11 protein-coding genes are annotated in these 15,297 nt (G+C 72.0%); 8 read left to right on the top strand and 3 right to left on the bottom strand.

Translation table 11 applies throughout. The features are described from left to right. Positions 1-93: 93 nt before the first annotated feature. The 3 genes from ACIQ6S_RS08300 to ACIQ6S_RS08290 form a co-directional block, all read right to left on the bottom strand. Entirely contained in the window at positions 94-531 is a 438-nt protein-coding gene (locus ACIQ6S_RS08300) for a rhodanese-like domain-containing protein (RefSeq protein WP_397607954.1), read from the bottom strand. A gap of 81 nt (positions 532-612) precedes the next feature. Further along, positions 613-1,032: a hypothetical protein gene (locus ACIQ6S_RS08295; RefSeq protein ID WP_397607953.1), complete on the bottom strand. Its 420-nt coding sequence runs from the start codon at positions 1,030-1,032 to the stop codon at positions 613-615. A 12-nt stretch (positions 1,033-1,044) separates the two neighbouring features. Continuing rightward, positions 1,045-1,530, bottom strand: coding sequence for a YiiD C-terminal domain-containing protein (locus ACIQ6S_RS08290; RefSeq protein ID WP_397607952.1), 486 nt, complete (start codon positions 1,528-1,530; stop codon positions 1,045-1,047). Between ACIQ6S_RS08290 and ACIQ6S_RS08285 the strand changes: the two genes are divergently transcribed. The 8 genes from ACIQ6S_RS08285 (at position 1,523) to pbpC (ending at position 15,135) form a co-directional block, all read left to right on the top strand. Then, complete coding sequence (locus tag ACIQ6S_RS08285) at positions 1,523-2,278, top strand: uroporphyrinogen-III synthase (protein WP_397607951.1); 756 nt, start codon at positions 1,523-1,525, stop codon at positions 2,276-2,278. The two genes, ACIQ6S_RS08290 and ACIQ6S_RS08285, sit on opposite strands and share 8 nt — an antisense overlap. A gap of 41 nt (positions 2,279-2,319) precedes the next feature. Then, entirely contained in the window at positions 2,320-3,285 is a 966-nt protein-coding gene (locus ACIQ6S_RS08280; protein ID WP_397607950.1) for a uroporphyrinogen-III C-methyltransferase, read from the top strand. Then, positions 3,282-4,538 (top strand): heme biosynthesis protein HemY, encoded by a 1,257-nt coding sequence (locus ACIQ6S_RS08275; RefSeq protein ID WP_397607949.1) that lies wholly within the window; start codon positions 3,282-3,284, stop codon positions 4,536-4,538. Before ACIQ6S_RS08280 ends, ACIQ6S_RS08275 begins: the two co-directional genes overlap by 4 nt. A 42-nt stretch (positions 4,539-4,580) precedes the next feature. Continuing rightward, a complete protein-coding gene (gene arfB / locus ACIQ6S_RS08270) occupies positions 4,581-5,006 on the top strand; it encodes an alternative ribosome rescue aminoacyl-tRNA hydrolase ArfB (RefSeq protein WP_397607948.1) in 426 nt (141 codons plus the stop codon). Further along, on the top strand, positions 5,003-5,620 hold the full coding sequence (locus tag ACIQ6S_RS08265) for a 1-acyl-sn-glycerol-3-phosphate acyltransferase (RefSeq protein WP_397572909.1): 618 nt from the start codon (positions 5,003-5,005) through the stop codon (positions 5,618-5,620). Before arfB ends, ACIQ6S_RS08265 begins: the two co-directional genes overlap by 4 nt. Positions 5,621-5,741: 121 nt before the next feature. After that, positions 5,742-6,683: a pirin family protein gene (locus ACIQ6S_RS08260; RefSeq protein WP_397607947.1), complete on the top strand. Its 942-nt coding sequence runs from the start codon at positions 5,742-5,744 to the stop codon at positions 6,681-6,683. 135 nt (positions 6,684-6,818) lie between these two features. Further along, on the top strand, positions 6,819-12,737 hold the full coding sequence (locus ACIQ6S_RS08255) for an alpha-2-macroglobulin family protein (RefSeq protein ID WP_397607946.1): 5,919 nt from the start codon (positions 6,819-6,821) through the stop codon (positions 12,735-12,737). A 34-nt stretch (positions 12,738-12,771) separates the two neighbouring features. After that, entirely contained in the window at positions 12,772-15,135 is a 2,364-nt protein-coding gene (gene pbpC / locus ACIQ6S_RS08250) for a penicillin-binding protein 1C (protein WP_397607945.1), read from the top strand. The last annotated feature ends 162 nt before the right edge of the window (positions 15,136-15,297 follow it).

Below are 15,297 nucleotides of genomic sequence, written 5' to 3'. Positions count from 1 at the left end.
TGCGCTGGTTTTCCGGATGGGGGCGCCGGACGGGGAGGGCAAGGGGGCGGGAAGCCCCCGGCCGATCCGGGGCGGTTGGCGGCAGGGGGCCGCTCAGCGGCCTTTGCCGACCGGCATCTCAGCCTGGCGCCAGCCGGCCAAGCCGCCGTCCAGCACGCTGACCTTGGTGAAGCCGGCCTTCTTCAGCTTGGCGGCGGCCCCGTGTGCGCTCATGCCGGTGCGGCAGGTGACGATCACCGGGCGCTCCTTGGCCTTCGACAGCTGCTTGTGCTTCTCCGGGTCGAGGTCGGCCAGCGGCGCGGAGACCGAGCCGGGGATGTGGGCCTTGGCGAAATCGGCGGCCGGCGAGACGTCGACGACAAGGGCGTCCTCGCGGTTCATCAGCAGGGTGGCCTGCGCCGGCGACAGCCCGGCGATGCCGGACAGGCGGTGCTTCACCTCGGTAAAGATCACGGCCACGGTCAGGCCGGCGAACGCCAGGCTGAGCAACGGGGTGGATTGGGCGAAGGCGGTGAGCTGGTCCCAGGACATCGGGGCCTCAGGGGAACGGAAGGGCCGGCATTATCCGTCGGCCCGGGGCCGGCCACCAGCGCGGCGGCCCTGCCGGCGGATTCAGCGGTCCTGGGCGAGGACCGGCAGGCCCTCGGTCTGCCACCAGCGCTGCGCCTCTTCGTCGTAGCGCCAGATCTCGCGGACGCGCACCACGCGTTCGGCCTGGGTGTGGCGGTTCACCACCCCGAGCTCGACTTCGCGGGCGATGCGGCCGTCCGGCAGGGTGACGCTGGCGACGAGGTTGTAGTTCGTGATCTGCACCTGCTTGAGGCGCTCGAGCTCGAAGTCGGTGAGCGGCTTGGCCTCGCGCACCTTCGGGTCGACCATGTCCAACGCGACCTCGAAATTGTTCCAGCGGATGGCGCCGGAATAGTCGTACAGCGTGCGCTCGAGGGCGTCGGGCTTGCTGCCGGCACCGCTGCTGCAGGCGGCCAGCAGCGCGACGAGGAGGGCGAGGGCGATGCGGGGGAGTCGGCTCATGCGGCGAGTATGTCAGTGCGACGCGACCGCGGCATAACGGGCGCTGAGCGTGGTGACCGGCTGGCCCGCGGCATCGCGCACCGAGGCCTCCAGAACGATGCCGCCGCGGCCGCGGTGGGCGAGCTTCGCCAGCAATGCGTCGAGCGCTTCCGCGCCGGGCACTTCGGCCACGGCGACGAGGTCGGCGTACAGCGGCGCGTGGTACTTCAGCGTGCTGTCCGCGACGTAGACCTCGGCCTTGACGCCGCGGGCGTGCAGGGCGGATTCGAGCGCCCCCCAGCACGCGAGGGTCAGCAGGCTGGCGAGGCTGCCGCCGAAGGCGCAGGCCTTGTCGTTGACGTTGAGCGCCAGCGGGGCTTCGAGCACCACGCGCTCGGCGTCGCAGCGGGCCACGCGCACGCCGAGGGCGGCCACGGGCGGCATCGCGTCGAGCAGGGACTGGAGGCGGGAAACGGCGTCGTCGGCCATGGCGCTGTGCGAGAGTTCGGGAATGGACACGCCAACGACATCGACGCTGTGGTCGCTGCGGCCGGCGGGCGAGCATGCGGCGCTGCGCCGGGTGGCGCAAGGCGCGGGATTCCGCCTGCGCGTGCTGCCGCTGCAGCGCCTGGTCGCGCGCGCCGACGCCGCGCGACTCGTCGCGGCACTGGCCGCGCCGATCCGGCTCTACAGCAGTCCGGCCGCGGTGCGCTTCGCGGCCTTGCAAGCGGCGGGCGATCTGCATCGCGAGGGCATTGATCTCGCCGTCGGCAGCGGCACGGCCGCCGCTCTGCGTCGGGCCGGCGTGGCTGCTGCACGGTCGCCGGCGCGCATGGACAGCGAGGGCGTGCTGGCGATGGCGGAGCTGCAAGCGATCGCCGGGGAAGCGGTGGGCGTGATCACGGCACCGGGAGGCCGCGGCCTGCTGCTACCAGCGCTGCGCGAACGTGGCGCCGAGGTGCGGGTGGCCGAGGTCTACCAACGCGCCGATCTGCGGGGCGGGGCGCGCCGACTCGCGGCTTTTGCGGACGATCCCGGCGCCGTGCTCGTGGCCAGCAGCGCGGAAGCCTTCGGCCTGCTTGAGACGCTCCTTCCGGACGCGACGTCGCTCCGGGGCCGCGCCCTGCGGGCGCGACCGGTGGTGGTCAGCAGCGAGCGGCTCGGGGCGCAGGCCGGGCGGGCCGGGTTCGTTCGGGTGGTCGTCGCCGACGGCCCCACCCCGTCGGCGCTCGTCGCGGCGGCGTCGCGCGTGCCGCCCGTACAATGACGTTCGCGGCACTGCGCCGCGCCCCCCTGATGACGCACCCGATGGATCGCCCGTTCCTCCGCCCGCTGCTGATCGCCCTTCCCCTGCTGCTCGCCGGCGGTGCCGGTGCGTGGTGGTGGTCCACGCGACCCGCGCCCGAGGCCGCGCCTGACCCGCTCTCCAATGCAGTGCTCGACCAGCGCCTGCTGGCGGTGGAGCAGGCGATCGCGTCGATCGAACGCGGGCAGTCGCGGACGTCGCAGCGGCTCGCCGATCTCGAAGCCCGCAGCACCGTGCAGCGCGAAGAACTGCTCGGCTGGGGCCAGCGCACGGCCCTGCTCGAGGAAAGCGTGCAGCAGGTCGCGTCGGGCCCGCAGGGCGAAAGCGGTATCGCGCTCCGCCTCGACGAAGTGGACCTGCTGCTGAGCTTCGCGGAAACGCGGCTGGCCCTTTCGGGCGACATCGACGGCGCCCGTCGCGCCTACGGTTTCGCCGATGGTCTGTTGTCCGCGCTCACCGCGCCCCAGTACGTGAACCTCCGCCAGTCGTTGGCGCAGGAGCAGGCGGCGCTTGCCGCGCTCCCGCCCGATCCGCGGCTGGCGGCGCGTGGGGCCATCGATGCCATCGAAGCCGCCCTGCCGGCGCTCGAGACCGCGCCGGCCGAAGAGGCCCCGGCCGCTCCGGCCTCGGCGCTCGACAAGGTGCTGGATGCGCTGGTCGACGTGCGTCCGCGCGGCGCCCAGGATCTGTTGGCCCCGGCCGACCGGCAGCGCGGGCTGGCGGCCCTGCGCCTCGAACTCGGCCTTGCACGCCTGGCCATCGAGCGCCGCGACAGCGAGGGGCTTGCGGCCGCCGCCACGCGCGCACAGGACTGGATGCGCCGCCTCTACGCCACGAGTGCCCCGCTGGAGGCCGAAGCCGCCCGGCTCGACGCACTCGCGAAGACGAGCCTCGCCCTCGACGTGCCGGTGCTCGGCAGCACGCTGGTCCAGCTTCGCGCCCAGCGGCGGAGCGAGGGGGCGCGATGAAGCTGTTTCCCGCGCTGCTGCTGGGACTGTTGATCGCCCTGTTGGCGGGATTCGGTTGGCAGTTGCTGCGCGAGCAGGACGGCTTGCTGGTGCTGCAGTGGGGCGACACCTTGGTGAGCCTGCGCGCCGAGGTTGCGGCGCTGGCTTGGGGCCTCGCCACCGTCGTCCTGCTCGGGCTGATCGCCCTGCTGCGCCTGCCCTTCCGCGCGGTGCGGAAGTATTCCCAGCGCTTGGCGCGCGAGCGCCTGAGCAACGGCCTGCTCGCGCTGCAGCAGGGCCGACCTGAGCGTGCCGAGCACTTGCTCGCGCTGGCGGCCAAGCGCAGCAGCATCGATCGTGTGCCCGCCCTGCTGCACGCCATTGGCGCGGCCCGAGCGGCCGGCTTGGCCGAGCGCGTGCGCGCGCATCGCGTGGCCTTGTCCAAGGCCGACCCACTCGTCGCTTCGCTCGAACAGAGTGCCGCATGGCTGGCGGAGGACCGTGCGCTGGAGGCGTTGGCCAGCCTCGACACCGCCGCGGCCGGCACCACCCTGCCGCCCGCCGGCGTGCTGCTCCGGGCCGAAGCGCTGGCGCGGCTCGGGCGCGCCGACGAGGCGCTGCCGATGGTGGCCCGCCTGCGCAGCGAACGCGGCACGGACGCGGCGGCACTCGCTGCCCTCGAGACCCGCCTCGCGGAGTCCGCGCTGGTCGACGCCCAAGAAGCCGGCACCTTGTTGATCCGCTGGAAAGGCCTGCCACCGGCGCTACGCGCGCAGTCGCCAGTGCTGGTGGCTTTTGCACGCCGCGCGGCCGCCCTGCATGTCGAGGCGCAGGCGGCCCAGGCGCTCGCCGAGGCCATCGACGCGCGCTGGGACGAGGAGGTCGTGGCGGCCTTCGGTGTCCTGCCGGCCTTCGCGGGCGACGAACGTCTCGCTCGCGCCGAAGCCTGGCTGGCCGCGCATTCCACGTCGCCCGCCCTGCTGCTGGCGCTGGGCCGCCTGTGCCGTGCCAAGGCCCTGCCGGGCAAGGCCGAGACTTACTTCCACCGCGCCATCGCGCAGGGTGCCGGCGCCGAGGCCTGGGAAGCCCTGGGTGACCTGATGGCCGCGGCGAACGACGCCCGTGCGGCCATCGCCTTTGGCAATGCGTTGAAGGTGGCCCGCGCCGAGCCGCCGCTGGCCTTCCCGGGCCGGGGCTTGCGCGAGCGGATCGGCGACGCCGCCGCCGGCGAGGAACGTGACGAATTCGGCCATCCGCGACTCCCGGCTGGCTGAGCCGACGACTGCCCTGCGGCGCCGCGCTTACACTGCGCCGCAATGACCGCGCTTCCGCCCCTCACCATTCCTGACAGCGAGCTCGAGGAGCGCTTCGTGCGCAGCTCGGGGCCGGGCGGGCAGAACGTCAACAAGGTCGCCAGTGCGGTGGAGCTTCGCTTCGACGTGCGCGCCTCGGCCACCTTGCCCGAGGCCGTGCGCGATCGCCTGCTTGCGCGCCGCGACCGGCGCATGACCGAGGACGGCGTACTGGTGATCCAGGCGCAGCGGTTCCGCACGCAGGAGCGCAACCGCGAGGATGCGCGGGAGCGCCTGCAGGCCTTGATCGAAGCCTGTCGCGTGGCGCCGAAGAAACGCATCGCCACCAAGCCGACGAAGGGTTCGCAGGAGCGCCGGCTCGGCAGCAAGCGTGAGCGCGCGCAGGTGAAGCGGGAGCGCGCCTCGCGGCGCTGGGAGCGCGAACCATGAATGCGACCACGGCACGCGCGGCTGACGCCCCGGTCCCGGTCCTGCCGCCGAATGCGCCGCGTGGCGGCACCGCGCCCCTGTGGCGTCGATTTGCGACGTGGGTGCTGCGCCTCGGCCGCTGGCGCATGGAAGGCGAATGGCCCGACGAGCCGCGGCTGGTGGTGATCGCCGCGCCGCATTCATCGGCGTGGGATGCGGTGTGGGGCTTCGCGATGCTGCTGGCCATGGATCTGGGCGTGGTGTTCATGGCGAAGAAGGAGATCTTCGTCGGGCCCCTCGCTTGGTACATGCGGCGCATGGGCGGCTTGCCCGTCGACCGTGCCGCGCCGGGCGGCGTCGCCGACCAGGTGGCCACGCGCCTGCGTGACGCGGACCGCATGTGGTTCGTGCTGGCGCCGGAGGGCACGCGTCGGCGTGTCGACAAGTGGAAGACCGGCTTCTGGAAGATCGCCCGCGCCGCCGACGTGCCCGTGCTCTGCGTGGCCTTCGATTACCCCAACCGTTGCGTCCGCATCGGCCCGCTGATGCGCTGCACCGACGACTTCGACGTCGACATGGTCGGCATCCGCGCGTGGTACCGGCCGTTCATGGGCAAAAACCGGGGTACGGTCTAGCGCGCGAGGTCCGGGCCGCGCGGGCGAGGCCTGTGTGCCATCGTCGGCCGTTGCGGCCGCGCAATGCGGCGTTCCGGCCGACGCCTTGAGCGGCTTCGGCAGGGCGTGGAGCATTCCCGGCATGAACGCCATCCCCGCCGCTTCCGCGCCCGTGCTGCACGCGCCCCGCCACGTGCTGCGCCTCTCCACCGGCATGCCGACCTCCGACGGTGCCGGCGTGAAGCTCACGCGCCTGATCGGCACGCCGCAGCAGCCGCCGGTCGATCCCTTCCTGATGCTCGACGCCTTTGGCACCGAGCGGCCGCAGGACTACATCGCCGGTTTCCCGCCGCACCCGCACCGCGGCTTCGAGACCGTCACCTACATGCTCAAGGGGCGCATGCGCCACCGCGACAACAAGGGCGGCGAGGGCCTGCTGGTGCCCGGCAGCGTGCAGTGGATGACCGCGGGCCGCGGCATCGTGCATTCCGAGATGCCCGAGCAGGTGGAAGGCGAGATGCGCGGCTTCCAGCTTTGGGTGAACCTGCCGACCAAGGACAAGATGCGCGCGCCGCGCTACCAGGACATCGGGCCGGAGTACCTGCCGGTGCTGCAGCTCGACGCCCATGGCGCGATCGTGGCGCGCGGTGCTGGCCTCGAGGCGCCGGTCATCGACGCGCCCGGCGCGATCGCGGCGCTGAAGGTGATCGCCGGTGCGGTGGCCGGCGTCGAGGGGCCGGTGCAGGCCGAAGCCACGCAGCCGCTTTTCGTCGACGTGGTCTTGGCGCCCAACGCGACCCTCGCGCTGCCGATTGCGATCGGCCACCAGGGCTTCGTGCATGTGTTCGGCGGTGGCTTGCGCTTGGCCGCCAGTGGCGGTGAGGCCGAGGTGCGCACGGGCCAGCTCGCCGTGCTGTCGGACGGTGACCACCTTGCCTTGCGCGCCGGTGGCGAGGGCGCGCGGTTGATCGTCGTCGCGGGCCGGCCGCTGCGCGAGCCGGTGGCCTGGCACGGTCCGTTCGTCATGAACACGGCCGACGAAATCCGCGAAGCGATCGCCGACTTCCAGGCCGGGCGCTTCTAAGGCGACTCCCCGCCTGCCCGCGTTTCGCCATCGGTGGCCCGCGGCCGCCACGATTCGACCTCGGCCGCGTTCGGCGGCTCGTTATGATGCAGTGAACGCGCGGCACCCCGCCGCGCCCGCCGCGCGAGCCCCCCCATGAGCGTCACGGACGAATCCACCCCTTCTTCGTGGTCCAACCGCGTGTTCGGCGCGTGGCAGCCGCCGGCCTGGATCGGGCAATCGCTGCGCTGGCTGCGGGCGAAGCCGGGCCCGCGTCTCGGCGGTCCGATCGCAGCACTGGCGCTGGCCGCGCTGGCGACGTGGTGGTTCACCCGCGAGGTGCCGCTGCCGCCGGATGCGATCACCGTTGCTGTCGAGGCCCCGGGCGTCACCAACTATTCGGAAACGCCGATCACGGTGATGCCGCTGCGCCTGCGCTTCAGCGCGCCGGTGGCGACGCTCGAATCGGTGGGGGCGGAAGAAGGCAGTGCGAAAGCGGTCGAGGGCTTGGCGTTGAAGCCCGCGCTGGCCGGTCGCTGGGCCTTCGAGGATGAGTCGACCCTTGTCTTTACGCCCGCCGAGGATTGGCCGGTAGGCCAGGGCTACGAGGTCACCGTGGATGCGCCGAAGGCGCTGGCGCCGGATCGCGTGCTGGCCGAAACGCGGTTCGCCTTCGAAACCGCGGCGTTCGCCGCCGGCATCGACAGCGCCGAGTTCTACCAGGACCCGGAAAGTGCCGGCCTGAAGCGCGGCGTGTGGGCGTTCACCTTTTCGCATCCCGTGGATGCCGACGCGCTGCGCTCGCGATTCTCGACGACGGCGTTCGACGGCGCGGACCGGGCGCTCGCGGCGCCGCCCATCGAGGTGCGCTTCGACGAGCCGGGCCTGAAGGCCTGGGTGCAGACCGCGCCGCTCACGGTGCCGGAAAACGGCGGTCGCGTGACGCTGGCCCTCGCCGAGGGCGCGAAGAGCCGCCTCGAGGGCCCGGGACGCGCTGGCGAGACCACCTCCAGCGTCGTGATGCCTTCGCTGTATTCCGTGGCGCTCGACAATGTCGAAGCCACCGTCGTCGACGATGAGAACGGCGAGCCGAAGCAGCTGATCGTGCTGTCATTCAACGACACGCTGAAGGACCGCGACATCGCCTCGCAGGTGAAGCTCTGGTTGCTGCCGGAGCGCTTCGTGCCAAGCCCGCAGCGACGGGCCGATCCGGACAGCGGCCACCAGCAGACCGTGCCGTATCCGTGGTCGGAGGGCGAAGTGGACGCGGCCACGCTGAAGGCCGCCACGCCGCTGCGCTTCGAACTGCTGCCCGGCGAGCGCGAATGGGTGGAGACGCACACGCTGCGCTTCGAAGCGCCGCCCGGTCGCCGGCTGTGGCTGGAGCTGCCGAAGGGCCTGAAGAGTTTCGGCGGCTTCCTGCTCGGCCAGCCGCAGCGTCGCCTGCTCGTCGTGCCCGAGTACCCGAAGCTGCTGCGCTTCGTCGGCGAGGGCGCGTTGCTTTCGCTGCGTGGCGAACGCCGCGTGAGCCTCGTGGCCCGCAACACGCCGGACGTGCGCCTCGAGATCGGCCGCGTGCTGCCCGAGCAACTGCAGATGCTGGTCGGGACGAACGACGGCCAACTGCAGAACCCCTCGCTGTGGCGCGTGGACGAGGACATGCTGGTCGAGCGCTTCGAGGAAACGCTGTCGATCCCGACGGATGACCCGGCGAAGGCGAACTACCGCGGCGTCGACCTCGGCACCTACTTCAATGCCAACGAGCGCGGCGTGTTCCTGCTGTCGCTGCGCTCGATGAGTGCCGACGAGGCCGCGCTGACCACGCGTGAGCGCCTCGACCGCAACGCCGGCCAACAGACCGACTCGCGACTCGTCGTGTTGACCGACCTCGGCGTGCTGGCCAAGACCGAGCTCGACGGTCGCCGCAAGGTGTTCGTGCAGAGCCTCTCCGACGGCACGCCGGTCGCTGATGCCTTGGTCTCGGTGGTGGGCCGCAATGGTCAGGTGGTGGTCGCGTCCAGCACGGATGCCGACGGCGTGGCCACGCTGCCGACCTTCGAACCCTTCGTGCGCGAGCGCACGCCGGTGCTGCTGCGGGTCACCCGCGGCGAGGACATGAGCTTCCTGCCGCTTGGCGACTGGTCGCGCCAGCTCGACACCTCGCGCTTCGACGTTGGCGGCGAGATCAACCACGTCGATCCGGGCGCCTTGAAGGCCGTGCTGTTCTCCGATCGCGGGCTCTATCGCCCTGGCGAGACGGTGCACCTCGGCCTGATCCTGCGCGCGCAGGACTGGGCGAAGACCCCGGTAGGCGCACCGCTGGAGCTCGACATCCTCGACCCCACCGGCAACCTCGCGCGTCGCGAAACGATCCGCTTCGGCGCCGCCGGCTTCGAGGGCTTCGATTTCACGCCCGGTGAGAGCGCGCCCTCGGGCACGTGGATGGCCCAGCTCTACCTCAAGGGCAAGAACGACTACGACCGTCGCCTCGTTGGCGGCACCACGGTGCAGGTGCGCGAGTTCCAGCCCGACACGCTGCGCGTCAAGACGGCACTTTCGACGCCGGCTCAGCGCGGCTGGGTTCGTCCGGAAGACCTGAAGGCCGTGGTGGAGGTCGAGAACCTGTTCGGCACGGCGGCGCAGGATCGGCGCATCGCCGCGCAGCTGCGCCTCACTCCGAGCGTGCCGGCCTTCGAGCAGCACCCCGGCTTCCGTTTCAGCGATCCGCAGCAGGCCCGCGAGGGCGTGCAGCAGGACCTCGAGGACGCCCGGACGGATGCGGAAGGTCGCGCCGAGATCGCGCTAGGCCTCGAGCAGTACGAGCGCGCCAGCTACCGCCTCGACCTGCTGGTGCGCGCCTACGAGCCGGGCAGCGGCCGTGGCGTGGCCTCGACGCTGCGTGCGCTGGTGTCCGACCAGCCCTACCTCGTCGGCATCAAGGCGGCCGACTCGCTGGGCTACGTGAATCGCGGTTCCAGCGCCTCGGCCGACGTGCTGGTGATCGGTCCGGACGGTGCGCCGCTGGCGGTCGACGGGCTGCAGGCGGTGCGCATCGAGAAGCGCATGGTCTCGGTGCTGACGCGCGGCGACGACGGCCTGTTCCGCTTCGTCTCGCGCGAGCGTCGCGAAGAGAAATCGCGCGCCGCGCTGGCCTCGAAGGCCGGTGCGCAGGCGCTGGCGCTCGACACGGCGACCCCGGGCGACTTCATCCTCGAGATCCAGGATGCGCAGGGGCGCGTGCTCAATTCGCAGGCCTGGACCGTGGTGGGTGATGCCAACCTCTCGCGCTCGCTGGAGCGCAACGCCGAGCTGCAGTTGAGCCTGTCGAAGCCGAGCTACGCAGCGGGCGAAGAGATCGAAGTTTCGATCCGTGGGCCGTACGCCGGCGCCGGCCTGATCACCATCGAACGCGACAGCGTGGTGGCGCAGCGCTGGTTCAAGGCCGACACCACCAGCACGGTGCAGCGCATCCGCGTGCCGGAGGGCCTGGAAGGCAATGCCTATGTCTCGGTGACGCTGCTGCGCGATCCGGCGAGCGAGGAGATCCACCTGAGCCCGCTCTCGTGGGGCGTGGTGCCCTTCGCCATCGACCGCACGCCGCGCCAGCTGCCGCTGACGATGAGTGCGCCGGTGCGCTCCCGCCCGGGCCAGCCGTTGGCCATCGACGTCGATGCCGGTGGGCCGGCCCGCGTCGCGGTGTTCGCCGTCGACGAGGGCATCCTGCAGGTGGCGGGCTACCGCGTCGACGATCCACTCGATGCCTTCTTCGCCAAACGCATGCACCAGGTCGACAGCGCGCAGATCCTCGACCTGCTGCTGCCGGAGTTCGCGCGCTTCGCCGATGGCGCCGCCCCCGGCGGTGACGGCGAGGGCGCCGGTGCGCGCCATCTGAACCCGTTCAAGCGCAAGGGCGAGAAGCCGGCCGTGTGGTGGTCGGGCGTGGTCGACATCGAGGGTGCCAAGCGCTTCGAGTTCACGCCGCCGGACCACTTCAATGGCGAACTGCGCCTCGTGGCGGTCGCGGTGACGCCGGAGCGCGTGGGTTTCCGCGAAGGCAAGACGACGATCCGCGGTGATTTCGTGCTGACGCCGACCCTGCCGACGCACGTGGCCCCGGGCGATGAGTTCGTGGTTCCCGTCGGCATCGCCAACACCATCGAAGGGGCTACGCAGCCCGCCAACGTGGCGCTGCAGCTCACGCTTCCGCCCTCGCTCGCCCTGGTCGGCGCGGCGCCCGCGCCGGTCACGTTGAAGCCGGGCGACGAGACCGTGGTGAACGTGCGGCTGAAAGCTTCGCAGGCACTCGGTGCCGTGCCGATCACGCTGCGGGCGAGCAGCGGGCGCTTCGCCGCGCAGCGTCGCCTCGAAGTGTCGGTGCGGCCGCTGCAGCCCTCGCTGACGACGGTCACCGTGCAGCAGGCCTCGCGCAACACCGCGATCACCGACCTGCGTGCGATGTTCGACGAGCGAGCCAACCGTCGTCTGGCGGCCTCGAGTTCGCCGCTCGTGGCGCTGACGGGCTTGCAGGCGTGGCTCGGCGACTACCGCTACAGCTGCACCGAGCAGCTGGCCAGCCAGGCCCTGCCGGGCCTCGTGCTGCGCTCGCACCCGGCCTTTGGCCGCACGCGCGGCGACGGCGATCTCAGCGGCCTGTTCAACACGCTGCGCGCGCGGCAGAACGGCGACGGTGGTTTCGGCACCTGGACTTCGACGCCCGATGTCGACCCGCTGGTCTCGGCCTACGCCGTGATGGTGCTGGTGGAAGCGCGTGAGCGTGGCGAACGCGTGCCGGGTGACCTGCTCGACCGCGCCAACCAGTGGCTGGCGCAGGCGGCGACCGACCGCAGCCGCAACGACCTTGCGGGTCTTCGCGCCCGCGCGCTGGCCGTGTACCTGCAGGTGCGGCAGGGCGAATCCGCCGGCAACGCGCTGGCCGCGCTTGTCGAGCAGTTGGAACGCGACCAGCCGAAGGCCTGGCGCGAGGATCTCGCCGGACTGCTGGTGGCCGCGAGCTACAGCGGCCTGCAGCAGTCCGCGGCCGCTGCGCCGCTGGCGCGCCGCCACCGCGAGATTGCCAACGAAGTCGCGAAGCCGTGGTCGCAGTTCACCGAAGCGGAGCGCGTGGCGCTGTATTCGCGCTGGGCTTACGGCGACTACTACGACCCGTTCGGCGCGCAGGCCTGGCGCCTGTACCTGCTGGGCAAGCACTTCCCCGACCAGCGCCGGCTGCTGAATGCCGAGGCCACGACGCGCCTGTTGGCCTCGGTGAACGAGCAGGGCCTCAACAGCCTCAACAGCGCGCTGGCCGTGCTGGCGCTCGACGCCGTCGGTGGCGAGACCGCCGCCCCGGTGCGCTTCGAGCAGGAGTGGCGCGGTGGCAAGGCGGCCTTCGGCGAATCGAAGGACGGCGTGCTGGCCGGCCCGTTCCGCGCCGATGCGACGCGCCTGATGGTGATGCCGGAGGCTGGGAAGACCGTGTGGGTGGCACGCACCGAAACCGGCTTCGATCGCACGCCGCCGCCGGCGGTGCAGGACCAGGGCCTCGAAGTGCAGCGCGATTTCCTCGACGAGGCCGGCAAGCCGACCACGACGGTCGAGCAGGGCAAGGAGCTCACGGTGCGCCTGCGCGTTCGCGGCTCGGGCTGGGACAACGTGGCCATCCTCGATCTGTTGCCGGGTGGTTTCGAGGCCGTGCTGGTGCCGCCGACGGCCGCCGAAGGCGGCAGCGATCCGGCGCAAGGCCGGCAGCGCGATGCCGATGGCGACGGCTACGACGACGAGACCGGCGAGATGATCGAAGGCGACGCGTCGCAAGGCGCGGCCCAGCCCGCGGCCCCGGTGCTGGCCCTGCCGGAATCGACCTTCCGCCCCGTGCACGAGGAGATCCGCGAAGACCGCCTCGTGCTTTACGGCAGCGTTTCGGACGGCATGCAGGAGTTCCGCTACCGCGTCCGCGCGACGGCCACGGGCACGTTCCAGGTGCCGCCGATCTTCGCCGAGCACATGTACCGCAACGGCGTGATCGCGCGCGGCGGCCCGGCCGGCACGCTCACCGTCACCGAGCCGGCGCGCTGAGCGCCGGCGTCGCCCCCACCTCGCGCGCGATCCAATGCGTTTTCCGCGCGCGCTGAAGTGGGGCTTGGGGGTCGCGGCGCTGCTGGCCGTGACCCTGCTGGTGATTCGGCTGTGGCCGAAGCCACCGCTCTCTGCCGGCGTGCCGGTGTCGACCGCGGTGCTCGATGCCGACGGCCGGCTGCTGCGCCTGACGCTCGCGGCCGACGAGCGCTACCGCCAGTGGCTGCCGCTGGAGGCGATCTCGCCGACCCTTGTCGATGCCGTCCTGCTGCACGAGGACCGCCATTACCGCTGGCATCCCGGCGTCAATCCGATCGCGCTGCTGCGTGCGGCGGGCAGCACGTACTCCGGTGGCCCGCGCATCGGCGGTTCGACGAGCACCATGCAGCTCGCGCGCCTGCGCTGGCAGCTGGAAACGCGCGACGTGCCCGGCAAGCTGGTGCAGATCGCCCGTGCGCTGCAGCTCGAGGCGATGTACTCCAAGGATGACCTCCTCGAGGCCTATCTGAACCTCGCACCCTACGGCGGCAACGTCGAAGGCGTGGGCGCCGCCTCGCGCATCTACTTCGACAAGGCCGCCAGCGAGCTCTCGTTGCCGGAGGCGCTGGCGCTCGCGGTGATGCCGCAGGCGCCGAACCCGCGCGGGCGATTCGTCGTCGGCGCGCGCGGCGTCACGACCCTCGGCCCCGGCCTGCAGGCGGCGCGGCAGCGCTTGTACGCGCGCTGGGTCGACGCCCACGGCACCGCGTCTGTCGAGGACGCCACGGACATGGCCGCGCGCATGGCCCTGCCGCTGCGCCTGCGTCCGACCCGCGCGCTTCCCTTCGCCGCACCGCACTTCGTCGACCGCGTCTTGGCGGCACAGCAGCGCCACGGACCGCGCCCGCCGGAGATCGCCACGCCGCTGGATCGCCGCCTGCAGCGGCTTGTCGAGCGTCGCGTGCGCGCAAACCTGCAGCGCGAGGCCGCGCGCGGCCTCGACAACGCCGCGGTGCTGGTGGTCGACACCCGCGACATGGGCGTCGTCGCGCTGATGGGTTCGGCCGATTGGCGCAACGCCGCGATCAGCGGGCAAGTGAACGGCACTGCAGCGCTGCGCTCGCCGGGTTCGACGCTGAAGCCCTTCCTCTACGCCTTGGCCATCGACCAAGGCCAGCTGCATCCCGCCACGGTGCTGCGCGACGTGCCGAGCGCCTACGGCGCCTACACGCCGGAGAACTACGATGGCCGCTTCCAAGGTCCGGTCACCGCCACCGAGGCACTGAACCGCAGCCGCAACATCCCGGCCGTCACCGTCGCCTCGCGGCTGCGCTCACCGGACCTTTTCGACCTGCTGCGCGACGCCGGCGTGCCGAAGCTGCGCACCCGCGAGCACTACGGCCTGGCCCTCGTGCTCGGCGGCGGCGAAGTGCGCGGCGAAGATCTGGCAAGGCTGTACGCGATGCTCGGCGGTGATGGCCGCCTTCGCCCGCTGCGCTTCCGCGCGGCGGACGAGCGCAGCGAAGGCACCGCGATGCTCAGCCCCGAAGCGGCCTTCATGACGCTGGACATGCTGCGTCGCAATCCGCGGCCGGGCGGCGCGACGGCCAGCGATCTCGGCCATTGGCCGGTGGCGTGGAAGACCGGCACCAGCTGGGGCTTCCGCGACGCGTGGACGGCGGGCGTGGTCGGGCCGTACGCGGTGGTGGTGTGGATGGGGCATTTCGACGGCCGTGCGAACCCCGCGCTGATCGGTGTCGAGGCCGCCGCACCACTGTTCTTTTCCATCGCCGACGCCATGCGCGCCGAAGGCTACGACGTGACGCCGCAGCGCACGACGGCCTCGCGCATGAAGCGCGTCAGCGTCTGCCTCGCCAGCGGCGACCTGCCGAACGCGTGGTGCCCGCAGCGCGGCGAGACCTGGTTCATCCCCGGCGTGTCGCCGATCCGCGTCAGCACGGTGCATCGTCCGGTGCAGATCGACCGCGCGAGCGGCCGCGAGGCCTGCGGCGCCTTCGATCCGGCGACGATGCGGCGCGAGATCTACGAGTTCTGGCCGAGCGACCTCGCGCGGGTGTTCGCCCAAGCCGGCCTGCCGCGCCGCAAACCGCCGCCGGGCGCGGACTGCGCGGGCGCGGCCGAGTGGCTGGGCAGCGCGCCGCAGATCACCCAGCCCTATCGAGCGACGCGCTACCGCTTGCATTTCGATGGACGCGAGCAGCCCGGCATCCCGCTGGCCGCGACCACCGACGCCGACGCGCGCACGGTGTTCTGGTTCGCGGACGGCGCCTTCATCGGCGAATCGGCGAGCGGGCGTGCGATCGCCTGGGCCCCGCGCCGCGCAGGACGCGTGCTGCTGCGCGCCGTCGATGAGCACGGCCGCGGCGACGAGCGGGATGTCGTGGTGGAGGCGGAGTAGGGGGCTACATCCCCTGCGCCGTCTGCTCGCCCTGTTCGTAGACGACGTGCGCGCGACCGACGATCAGCGGGTCGAGCTTGCCGATCGCCGCGCCGTCCTTGTTCGCGTACGGCAGCTTGTGCAGCACGTAGCGCATGGCGTTCAGTCGTGCGCGCTTCTTGC

Origin of the sequence: Silanimonas sp., from assembly GCF_044377035.1 — a bacterium.
In the GTDB taxonomy this organism is placed as follows: domain Bacteria; phylum Pseudomonadota; class Gammaproteobacteria; order Xanthomonadales; family Xanthomonadaceae; genus Silanimonas.
Note: the sequence above shows the minus strand (reverse complement) of the source record. Positions and strands in the feature narration are given on the sequence as shown.